Origin of the sequence: Paenibacillus sp. P13VS, from assembly GCF_015143645.1 — a bacterium.
Taxonomy (GTDB): Bacteria; Bacillota; Bacilli; order Paenibacillales; family Paenibacillaceae; genus Paenibacillus; species Paenibacillus xylanilyticus_A.
The window spans coordinates 144,427-156,179 of the sequence record NZ_WYEV01000004.1 but is presented as its reverse complement, the minus strand read 5'-3'; the positions used below and the strand labels follow the sequence as shown (position 1 = coordinate 156,179).

At 47.1% G+C, this 11,753-nt stretch carries 8 protein-coding genes; all 8 read left to right on the top strand.

The genetic code is table 11. From position 1 onward, the window contains the following. Positions 1–407: 407 nt before the first annotated feature. The 8 genes from GUA98_RS10485 to GUA98_RS29520 all read left to right on the top strand — a co-directional run bounded on the left by GUA98_RS10485 (position 408) and on the right by GUA98_RS29520 (position 11,727). The gene (locus tag GUA98_RS10485) at positions 408–1,343 is read left to right on the top strand and encodes an ABC transporter permease (protein ID WP_170948148.1); all 936 of its coding nucleotides are present in this window, start codon (positions 408–410) and stop codon (positions 1,341–1,343) included. A 15-nt stretch (positions 1,344–1,358) separates the two neighbouring features. Then, positions 1,359–2,240 (top strand): carbohydrate ABC transporter permease, encoded by an 882-nt coding sequence (locus tag GUA98_RS10480; protein ID WP_095289251.1) that lies wholly within the window; start codon positions 1,359–1,361, stop codon positions 2,238–2,240. 56 nt (positions 2,241–2,296) lie between these two features. Beyond that, positions 2,297–3,904 carry an ABC transporter substrate-binding protein gene (locus GUA98_RS10475; protein ID WP_095360564.1) on the top strand — a complete coding sequence of 536 codons (1,608 nt, stop codon included), beginning with the start codon at positions 2,297–2,299 and terminating at the stop codon, positions 3,902–3,904. 33 nt (positions 3,905–3,937) lie between these two features. After that, positions 3,938–5,413, top strand: a complete 1,476-nt coding sequence (locus GUA98_RS10470) for a glycoside hydrolase family 32 protein (RefSeq protein ID WP_153977416.1) — start codon at positions 3,938–3,940, stop codon at positions 5,411–5,413. A gap of 19 nt (positions 5,414–5,432) precedes the next feature. Beyond that, complete coding sequence (locus GUA98_RS10465) at positions 5,433–6,335, top strand: ROK family protein (RefSeq protein WP_193722988.1); 903 nt, start codon at positions 5,433–5,435, stop codon at positions 6,333–6,335. 294 nt (positions 6,336–6,629) lie between these two features. Further along, positions 6,630–10,298 (top strand): GH32 C-terminal domain-containing protein, encoded by a 3,669-nt coding sequence (locus GUA98_RS10460; RefSeq protein WP_153977418.1) that lies wholly within the window; start codon positions 6,630–6,632, stop codon positions 10,296–10,298. Positions 10,299–10,568: 270 nt separating this feature from the next. Continuing rightward, positions 10,569–11,345, top strand: coding sequence for a DUF1361 domain-containing protein (locus tag GUA98_RS10455; protein ID WP_227779574.1), 777 nt, complete (start codon positions 10,569–10,571; stop codon positions 11,343–11,345). Positions 11,346–11,445: 100 nt separating this feature from the next. Further along, complete coding sequence (locus tag GUA98_RS29520; RefSeq protein ID WP_227779573.1) at positions 11,446–11,727, top strand: hypothetical protein; 282 nt, start codon at positions 11,446–11,448, stop codon at positions 11,725–11,727. The last annotated feature ends 26 nt before the right edge of the window (positions 11,728–11,753 follow it).

The following is an 11,753-nucleotide window of genomic DNA, read 5'->3' as shown; positions in this document are numbered from 1 at the left end:
TAATATATCGAAGCAAATAGCAATTGTAAATTTACAAATGCACAATATATAATTGTTTTTGTCAATTTTATATTTCACATTCTTTATTTATTCGTCATTTAGTTTTACATCGTATACTGCTGAGGTAGAGACCTTTGTTACAGGATGAAATACGTTATACAACGAGCTTTTTTTTGGATATTGATTCCGTAATTCATACAATTAGTACAGAGTTATGCAAAAAAAAGTGAAGCAAATGCACAATTATTTTTCACATTTTGTATTGACTAAACGATACTTACCCTGATAAATTGTAAAATATCAAATAAGCAATTGTAAATATTGAAAGCCCTTACTATGAGCAATTGTAAACTTTAATGATGAACGGGGGTCGTATGTTGGATAACACAGTAAACACCAATAAGAGGATGGGGAAGAGCCTCAAAGAGAGGAGTTCCATTTTTCATCCGTTACAGCAGCTCAAAAAGAATTATTTCCTGTATGTATTGCTTGCGCCAGCTCTAATCCTGACACTGATCTTCAAATACATTCCGATGTATGGAGCCATCATCGCATTTAAGGACTTCAGTCCGATCAAGGGGATTATGGGCAGTGAGTGGGTGGGCCTGAAACATTTCGAGAAGTTTTTGGCTTCACCCAATTTTGATGTCATTTTTATGAATACGCTTAAGCTCAGCTTTTTGGGATTGATTTTCAGCTTCCCGGTGCCTATTTTGCTGGCTCTCATGCTGAATCAGGTGCGACAAGCTGCAGTGAAGAAGAACATTCAATTGTTTCTGTATGCACCGAATTTTATATCCGTTGTCGTAGTTGTGGGCATGCTCTTCATCTTCTTATCGCCGACAGGTCCCATTAATCAATTGACCACATGGATTACAGGTCAGCCAATCATGTTTATGTCCGAACCCGAATATTTCCGCTGGATCTACATCTTGTCCGATATCTGGACGGGGGCAGGCTGGGCTTCAATTATATACGTTGCGGCTTTGGCCAATGTCGATCCAGAGCTTCACAATGCAGCCAATCTGGATGGAGCCAATCTTCTTCAACGTATTCGCCACATTGACCTTCCGACCATCCGCCCGATTATGGCTATTGTGTTTATCCTTGCAGCTGGCGGAATTATGTCGATCGGATTCGAGAAGGCATACCTGATGCAGACATCCATGAACCTGCCGTCATCCGAAATTATTGCCACCTATGTGTACAAGGTCGGATTACAGTCCGGTGATTACGCCTATTCTGCGGCCGTAGGGTTGTTTAACTCCATCATTAACGTCATCCTGCTTGTCACCGTGAATCTGATCGTGAAGAAATTAAACGAAGGCGAAGGCCTTTACTAGAAAGGAGTATCACTCATGACTATCAAACCGACGGGGCTGGATCGTCTGATCCTTGCACTGAACGCGATCTTTCTCACCTGTGCTGTACTGGTTGTGGTCGTTCCTCTCATTTATATTGTTATCGCTTCCTTTATGGATCCAACCGTGCTGCTTAATCAGGGCCTGTCCTTCAATGTATCCGACTGGAGTCTGGATGGTTATCAGATGATTCTGTCCAATCCGGCGATGATTCGAGGCTTCGCAAATGCGGTGCTGTACTCGGTTTCGTTTGCCTTCGTGACCGTGGCGGTTTCGATCTGTGCAGGTTATGCCTTGTCTGAGGAAAGGCTGGCGGGAAGAGGATTTTTCATGGTTCTGTTTATCATTACGATGTTCTTCGGTGGCGGCCTCATTCCAACCTACCTTCTGGTGCGCAATCTCGGCATGCTGGATACCATATGGGCGATCATCATTCCGGGAGCGGTTAACGTATGGAACATCATTCTCTCCAGAACTTTTTTCAAAGGTGTACCCAGGGAGCTGAAAGAAGCTGCGAACGTGGACGGTGCTTCCGATATGAAGATTTTCTTTCAGATTGTCATTCCGCTATCCAAACCGATCATTTTTGTCCTTGCGCTGTACGCATTCGTCGGGCAGTGGAATTCCTATTTTGATGCCATGATTTATTTGGATAATCCCAATCTTCATCCCTTACAGCTCGTTCTGCGTTCCATTCTGATCCAGAATCAGGCTGCCCCGGGCATGATCAGTGATCAGCTTGCCATGGCGGAGCTCAAACGGCTATCCGAGATGATTAAGTATTCTGCGATTGTCATTTCGAGTCTGCCGCTGATCATCATGTATCCGTTCTTCCAGAAGTATTTCGAAAAGGGTGTCATGGTAGGTTCACTCAAATAGTGAACAGCCTGAGATATCTTAAGTCAGATCCAACAATATAAAGTGGAGGTCACGTCATGAAAAAAGTGAAAAAGTCCAAAAGAGGCATTACATCGGTATCCCTTTCCATGTTGTCTGCTGTACTTCTGCTCACGGCCTGTGGTGGAGGAGGGGGCGGCGCAGCCAGTGAAGCCCAGTCTCCCGACGGGAAAGTGACACTGAATTTTATCACGCAGAGCTCGCCGCTGGCTCCGGCCGATCCGAACGAGAAACTGATTAACAAGCGACTCGAGGAAAAGACCAATGTGCATATCAACTGGAAGAACTATACGAGTGATGTGTTTGCCGAAAAGAGAAATCTGGCGGTAGCCAGCGGGGAGCTGCCCGATGCCATCTTTGACGCAGGTTACGGAGATTATGATCTCCTGAAACTGGCCAAGGACGGAGCCATCATTCCGCTCGAAGACTTGATCGAACAATACATGCCCAATCTGCAAAAGGTGCTGGAGGAAGCTCCCGAATACAAGAGCATGATTACAGCGCCGGATGGACATATCTACTCTTTCCCATGGATTGAGGAGCTGGGAAGCGGCAAGCAGCGGATACAAGCGGTGGATAATCTGCCTTGGATCAATGTGGAATGGCTGAATAAACTCGGACTGAAGATGCCTACGACGACCGAGGAATTGAAGGAAGTGCTAATCGCCTTCAAAACGCAAGATCCCAATGGAAATGGAAAAGCGGATGAAATTCCGTTGTCGTTCATCAACAAGCCGGGCGGAGAAGATCTGACATTTCTCTTTGCCGCATTCGGACTTGGGGAGAACTGGGACCATACCGTGGTAACGAACGAGGGGAAGGTCGTCTTTACGGCAGCGGATGAAGGGTATAAGGAAGCTGTGAAATATATCCATGAGCTTGTCCAGGAAGGCCTAGTGGATGTGGAAGCCTATCAGCAGGATTGGAATACGTATCTGGCCAAAGGCAAGGACCATAAGTACGGCATGTATTTCACATGGGATAAGGCCAACATTACGGGAATGAATGACACGTATGATGTTTTGCCTCCACTTGCCGGTCCGGACGGAGAGAGAAATGTTACGAGAACCAATGGGATCGGACTCGACAGAGGACGTATGGTTATCACGAGCAGCAATAAAAATCTGGAATCCACAGCGAAGTGGGTAGACCAGCTGTACGATCCGCTCCAATCGATCCAAAACAACTGGGGAACGTACGGGGATGAAACGCAGCAAAATATTTTTGAATTCGATGAAGCCAAGGGTATGCTGAAGCATCTTCCGCTGGAAGGGGCTGCGCCTGTCGAACTTAGACAAAAAACGAGCATTGCCGGACCACTGGCGATTCTCGACAGTTACTACGACAAATACACGACCAAACCGGAAGATGCTGCATGGCGCATGGAGCTTCTGGATCGGGTGATGGTTCCACATATGAAAGCAGAGAACGTTTATCCAAGCGTATTTTTCTCCATTGATGAACTCGACCGCCTGTCTACCATTGAAACCGACCTGTTCGCTTATGTACTGCGCATGCGCACAGAATGGTACCAAAACGGGAAAATCGAGCAGGAATGGGATGCCTATTTGAAAGAGCTGGACCGTCTTGGACTGCAGGAATGGCTTCAGATTAAACAAGCGGGATATGACCGCAATACAAAATAAAAAAAACGGTGTATTTCAAAGGAGAGAACCTACATGTCTACCATTTCAACAACCGATTACCGAGGTGCTTATCATTTCTCACCGAACGAGAAGTGGATGAATGATCCCAATGGGATGGTGTTTTTCAAAGGCGAGTATCACCTGTTCTATCAACATCATCCATTTGGTACCACATGGGGACCGATGCATTGGGGGCATGCCGTGACCAAGGATCTGTTCACCTGGGAAGAGCTTCCTGTGGCTATGGCGCCGGATGAACACGGCATGATCTTTTCGGGTAGTGCTGTGGTGGATTGGAATAATACTTCCGGTTTCTTTGATGAGGAACCAGGACTGGTAGCAATATTCACGCATCATCTGGAAGTGCCGAACGATCAACCGATTCAGCGGCAGAGCATTGCATACAGCAAGGATAATGGCCGCACATGGAACAAATATGAGGGCAATCCGGTACTGGAGCATGAGTCTTTTGTCGATTTCCGTGATCCCAAGGTGTTCTGGCACGAGCAGAGCAAGGAATGGGTGATGATCATTGCCTGTGGTCAGACGGTATGCTTGTACCGCTCTCCGAATCTGAAAGATTGGACACTCAGCAGTGAATTCGGCGCAGGCATCGGTTCACATGACGGCGTGTGGGAATGTCCTGATCTCTTCCCGCTGGCGGTGGATGGGGACCATGGGCATGAAAAATGGGTCATGCTTGTCAGTATTGGTGCAGATCCTGCGTTCAAGGAAGGCTCGCGAACACAGTACTTTATCGGAGATTTTGATGGGTCGACGTTTGTTCCGGATGAAGCTTCCCGCACGGTTCGCTGGGTTGACCATGGGCGGGACAACTACGCAGGAGTCAGTTGGTCCGACATTCCGGCTGAAGACGGCAGACGCCTGTTTATGGGCTGGATGAGCAACTGGATGTATGCCAACCAGACGCCAACCGAAGGTTATCGCGGCGCGATGACGATTGCTCGGGAGCTTACTTTGGAAACGATAGACGGTACAGTCACATTGGTTCAGCGTCCGGCCCGTGAAATGGAGCAAGCCCGGAAACCGATATTGACCCTGCACAACGTTTCTGTCCAAGAGGCGAGGAAACATCTTGGCACGCTGCAGCTGGTGAGCTATGAAGTCGATGCGCAATGGGAATCGGAGCAATCTCTTCAATTTACCTTGAGAAGCAGCGCCAGTCATCAAACGCTCGTTGGTGTAGACGCGGATCAGCGTGAGGTATACGTTGATCGCAGCCAATCAGGCATCGTTGATTTCCATGAGCATTTCCTGGGACGTCACACCGCAAGGGTTCAGGGCGGGGGTCAACACTTGCGTATCTATGTGGATTCTTCTTCGGTTGAGGTATTTGCGAGTAACGGTCAGGCCGTTATTACGGACCTGATCTATCCGGATGTAGATGCTGCACGAATTACGGTGGATGCCGATCAGGAAAACATGGTCTTCTCCGCTCTTCATATCTACGAATTGTCTCCCGTTAAGGTGGAAACCCATGAGAACTAAAGAGAAGGAGGGCAGGTAGATGCGTATAGGTGCCATCGAAGCGGGCGGAACGAAGTTTGTATGCGGAATAGGCAACGAACAAGGACATATGGAAGAATGGTGTAGCTTTCCGACGGAACATCCCGAGATTACACTCGCCAAGGTGAGTGACTATTTCAGAGATAAAGGGGTAGAGGCTATCGGCATTGGTTCCTTTGGTCCGATTGATCTGAAGCTGGATAGCCCTACTTACGGATACATTACCACAACTCCGAAGTCCGAATGGGAAAACTGCAATGTGGTGGGAATCTTGAAGCGGGAATTCCCTGTTCCCTTCGGGTGGGATACGGATGTGAATGCTGCTGCTCTGGGGGAGGTCACATGGGGAGCTGCGCAGGGCTTGGATAACTGTGTATATTATACGATTGGCACCGGTGTTGGCGTTGGACTTATTGCTGGAGGAAAAAGAATACACGGATTGCTGCATCCAGAGGGTGGACACATCCGAACGAGGCGGCATCCGCAGGATCACTTTGCCGGATTATGCAAGTATCATGGGGATTGCCTGGAGGGATTGGCTGCAGGGCCAGCCATCGAAGCCCGTTGGCAGACACCCGGCAGCGAGCTGCCGACCGACCACCTGGCATGGGAAATGGAGTCCTATTATATTGCCGAATCCATTACGACGTCCATCCTGCTGCATTCACCGCAGATGATCATCTTGGGCGGTGGTGTCATGCAGCAGATGCATCTGTTTCCCATGATTCGGGAACAGGTTATACACAATCTCCATGGTTATGTGAACGTGCCTGAATTGCTGCAGCACATCGACCAATATATTGTTCCGCCAGGATTGGGACAGCACGCGGGTTTATACGGTGCGCTTGCCTTAGGCATCGAAGCACTTAATCAAGTCAAGGCTGATTCAGCGGTATCATTGTAATCCACATGTTCAAGGAAGGACGGAGCAGATCGCTTAAAAGACTGATTCAGTTGTTTAAGGGAATGCACCGTCCTTTCTTTGTTTTTCTATCACGCAGAGAAATGAGGGATATTCGTGAGATTTATGTTAAGGTCCATTAGCTGCGTCCTGTTATCCTGTGTCCTTGGTTCCACTTCTGTGGAAGCGTATTCGACAACTTCCCCTCTGGATAAGTTGACGATGCAGCAGAGTATGAAGAGTACGGCATCATCCAAGAGCCCAGAATCTCAAACTCAACATACGGAGGCGGTTCCGATGAAAATGGACGTATCCAGGGCAGCAACGAATTTGTCCGGTTGGACATTGCATGGTAAAGGCAATTTTGAAGATACAAATGAAGGACTTCATTTAATTTCCGAAGAGAAGGAGAATGTGACCGTCCTATCGGACACGCGGGCCGAAGATTTTATTTATGAAGCGGATCTGTTAATCCAGGATATGAAGGCAGATGCCAGTCTTGTTTTCCGTTCCAATGATACGGGGTGGTCTTCCTATATGCTGCAAGTGGTTCCTCAGGCTGGTCTGATTCGTTTAAAAGATGCCAGTGGCAAGCCAGGTGCATTGTTGGAAGAGTACTCGGTAACCGTGGAGTCTGGCGGCATTTATCATTTGAAAGTAAAAGCGGTTGACGAGAGGCTGCAGGTGTATTGGGATGGCGGGTACGACCCGGTGATTGATGTGAAAGACAGTGCGTATGTATCAGGGATGCTGGGGCTGCATGTGTGGGACGGATCAAGCTTGTTCCAAAATGTAAATGTCAGTACCATGCGTGGAAATCTGGGTAACCCCGTTTACAGTAAAGGAAATTGGCAGCCGGATCTACGGGGATATCGAGGCAAAGGAAATGCGCAAGAGGAAACACAGATCATATACGAGAAAACAGCGGGGGATTTTGTATTTGAGGGAGATATGTCTTTGGCCGATAGTAGCTTCGCAGCTCTACTATTCAGGTCGAATATAGACGGGACAAAGGGATACCAAACGGCACTTCGTAGAGAAGGGGAAGAGGTACGGGTACAGCTGCAAAAGGCGGACGGAACGATTCTTGCGAATTCGGATCGTACATACCCGAGTCATCCGACAGCAAAGCACCATATCGAAGTGGTTGCCTCCGGTAGCCTGATTCAGGTGTATGTGGATGGATATGCAGCACCGGCTGTGGAGGTCATGGATTCTAGTTATGCCGAGGGATATACCGGACTTGAAGTGAAACAGGGCATAGCCTATTTTCAAGATGCGTATATCAAGGAAAATTCGATGTATTATACGGAAAAATACCGTCCTCAATATCATTACTCTCCAATACGGGGGTCCGCAAGCGATCCGAACGGATTGGTTTATTACGAGGGGGAGTATCATTTATTTCACCAGGACGGAGGGACATGGGCCCATGCAGTCAGTACGGATCTTGTAAAATGGAAGCGTTTACCCATTGCGCTGCCATGGAATGATCTGGGTCATGTATGGTCAGGATCAGCGATTGCGGATCTGAACAACGCATCCGGCCTGTTCTCGGATTCCGGTGGCAAAGGTCTGATCGCATACTATACGTCGTACCATCCGGGTAAGCCTGGTGGCAATCAGCGTATCGGTCTCGCATACAGTACGGATCAAGGCCGGAATTGGCAATACGCTGAAGACCGTCCGATTGTGATCGAGAACCCTGGCCAAAATGGCGAAGACCCGGGGAGTTGGGACTTTCGCGATCCGAAGGTCGTTCGGGATGAAGAGCACAACCGCTGGATTATGGTTGTATCTGGCGGGGACCATATCCGGTTTTTTACCTCAACGAATCTGCTTGATTGGACATTAACCGATAACTTCGGATATGGGGAATACATTCGCGGAGGGGTATGGGAGTGTCCCGACCTGATTCAGCTGCCAGTAGAGGGGACGGATGAGCGCAAGTGGGTGCTTATGATCAGTACCGGAGCCAATACGAAGACGCAAGGATCGGATGCGGAATACTTTGTTGGCGAGCTGACGGCGGAGGGGAAATTCCTGAACGACCATCCTGCCGGGAAAGTGCTGAAGACGGACTTCGGCAAGGAATTCTATGCGTCGATGTCATTTGCGAATATGCCGGATCAGCGGAAAGTGATGCTTGCGTGGATGACAAACTGGGATTATCCATTTGATTTCCCGACGAATCCCTGGAAGGGGCAATTGACTATTCCAAGAGAAGTTTCTCTCCGAACAACAGAGGAGGGTGTGCGTCTGGTACAAAAGCCTGTTATCGAACTTGAGACACTCCGGCAAAACCTGTACAGTGCGGAGCAGTTAATGGTCGGTCCGCAATCGCAAAATGTGCTCAAGGGTCTGACTGCAGGTGCATACGAGATTGAAGCAGAAGTGGAAATTCCGGCAGACAGTCCCGTTACGGAGTTTGGTTTTCACCTGCGTCAAAGGGAAGGACAACAAACGACCGTGGGCTACAAGACGGAGAAAGAGACGATGTTCGTGGATCGCACCGCTTCGGGAGACGTGAGTTTCTCGGGCTTATTTACCAAAGTACACGAAGCTGCGCTACAACCTGAAAATGGGAGGATCAAGCTGCGAATATTTGTCGATGAAGCTTCTGTTGAAGTGTTTGGCAATGAGGGCAGAGTGGTTTTCTCGGATGTGATTTTTCCGGATCCAGCTGGAAGGTCGATGGCGTTCTACAGCCTGGGCGGAAATGTAAAAGTGGTCTCACTGAATGTATATGCCTTGGATAATATCTGGAGAAAAGGCATGTCCTCCGCTCCAAAGATTATTGCAGATACGCAGAGAAGAGTAGCGAATGTGGGTCATACCGAAACCCTCTACGCTTCGGCTGAAGGCGGACCAGGAAAAGGAGCCCAACCGCTGAAATGGACCGTGAGTAATCCTAAAGTGGTGAAAATCGTTGATTCTGACAAAACACATGCTGCGATTCGTGCTGTAGGCAAGGGGGAGGCTTGGGTGACGGCTTCCATGGCTAACGGTAAAGCTTCTGCCAAAATACCGATTACGGTAACGGATGGCGTATTCCACACGAATTTATCCGGCTGGCAAAAGGATCGACCGTCTGCGCAGTGGTTTGTTTCGGACTATGGCTTACAGGGCATTGACCGCAGTGATTCACAGTATGTTGCCCGAGAGACTGCGGGAGACTTCCGATATGAGGCTGACTTACAGCTGGATGCTGAAGGAGGAGCAGGTTCCATTCTGTTTCGGGCAAGCGAGGATGGACGAAGTGGTTATTATCTGAATGTTGATCCCAACCTGAAGGCGATTCGCCTGTTTTATAAAGTGGACGGCAAGTTCGAGAATCGGCAGGTGCTTGCCCGCATTCCAAAATTCATTCGGAGTAACCAGACTTACCATATCCAGATTCAGGCGAAGGGAACGCGTATTCAGGTGGATCTGGACGGTGAACGGATCATGGATGTTCAGGATGGCACGTTTGCCGAGGGACACTTCGGTGTTCATACGTTTGGAGGCAGTGCGTCTTTTCAGCATGTGAATGCATATGACATCAAAAAAGCAGCACTGGAGACCGTGATCATTCGGAGTGCAGAACTTCCTGTGGCCCTACAAGCGACGCAATCCCAAGCAGGCGAGGTTGTGACAGCTGGCAACGAAAAGGATGGTGAAGCATCGAGTTATGCTTGGATACTTGTGCCTACCGGTGATGATTCCGGTTCTTACTCCATCCGTACCGTCAGCGGGGTGTCACTGGATTGGGATGTCGGTCAGAATCGGATTCAACTCTATCCATATCTCGGGTATCCCAATCAACGCTGGAACATTTCCAATAACGATGATGGGACGGTAAGCATTACAAGTGTGCACAATGGGAGTGCACTCCGTGTATCGGAAGATGGAACCAAGCTGATGATGGAAGACTTCCATGCTGAAGATGAATATCAAAAATGGACTTTGGAAAACAAAGTGCAATAACCGTGGGTGGTGTTCTGGAGAATTAAAGGTAACAGGATCAATGATTTGTAGGTCTTGATCTGCGCCTTCAACATTTGAATAAAACATGTGGGAGAGGACTGCACGTAAGGTGTAGTCCTCTAACTGATTTTTCTATACTCACAGCCGTTCTAATTGGGAGAGGAAGGACTAGAGCATGATCCGAATGCTGATTATTTGTATATTTAATCCGGTTCGCTTGCTAGTTTATTAAGCTAATGGCAGGATGGTTAAATAAATACATGTTATAATTTGGATAATCATATGTTTAAGACTGCAACAATGCATTTTAATCCCCAGGGAAAGGGAATGGGAAGCAACGAAATGAAAGATAACAAACATCCTGTTCAAGATTTTCGATTTATTTTAACCTTGCTAGTGGTTACGTTATGTTGTTTAGGTGTTGCGATGTATTTACGTATCAAATCTGATACGAATATGTATCAATTCTTAACCTGGGATATGTTCCTGGCATGGGTACCATATATTATCTCATCATGCATTAGATACATATTCAATAAGAAATTAACGAAAATGAGTCTGATCTGGATGATTCCGATGAGTGCGGTTTGGCTATTTTTTTTGCCTAATTCGGCATACCTTTTTACTGAAATCCTGCATTCATTCAGATATTTCAATGCTCAAGAAGGAACACAATTTTGGATTAATATTGATTTTTGGTATAACCTCACCCTAACGTTTGCCGTAGCCATACTAGGCTTACTTCTCTCGACATGCTCAATCATTCAAATACATGTTGTGTTAAACAAGCTATTCAGTAAGTACATTAACATGATGGTTATTGGCGTTATTTTAATGTTGAGTAGTTTGGGTGTATACATTGGGAGATTTAATCGGTGGAATTCATGGGATGTATTGTCCAGGCCTTGGCAAATTGTTGTGGATATCATGCAAGATCTTTTTGCAAGGAACAGCATGGTTATTGAATTTGTGGCCATTGTATTTTTAATACAAATATTTGCATACGTTATTGTATCCTTGTTGACTGCAAGGTCTAGTAAAGAATGAATATTGCCCGTTAATTCATTAAGCTAACGGGCAGGGCTGGTTAGCGTGAAGGTGTGATAAGATGAATTTGAATATATTTACAATAGTAGGGGGATGAATGATGCTAGTTCGTTTGGCAACGTCGGAGGATATCCCTCAGCTTGTACAAATGCGTTGGGATTTTTCAGAAGAGGAGCATGCTAATAATGTCGTTACATTTGAGGAATTTATCCAGATATGTAGTGAGTTTTTGCTAAAAGCAATCCAAAGCGGAGACTGGTATATTTGGATTGCAGAATTTGATGGAAGTCTTGTGTCACATATGTACTTGCAGCTAATACATAAAGTTCCGCGTCCAGGAAAATCTTCAGATCCTTATTACGGTTACGTTACCAATGTTTAACTCGTCCAGCTTTCAGAAACTTAGGT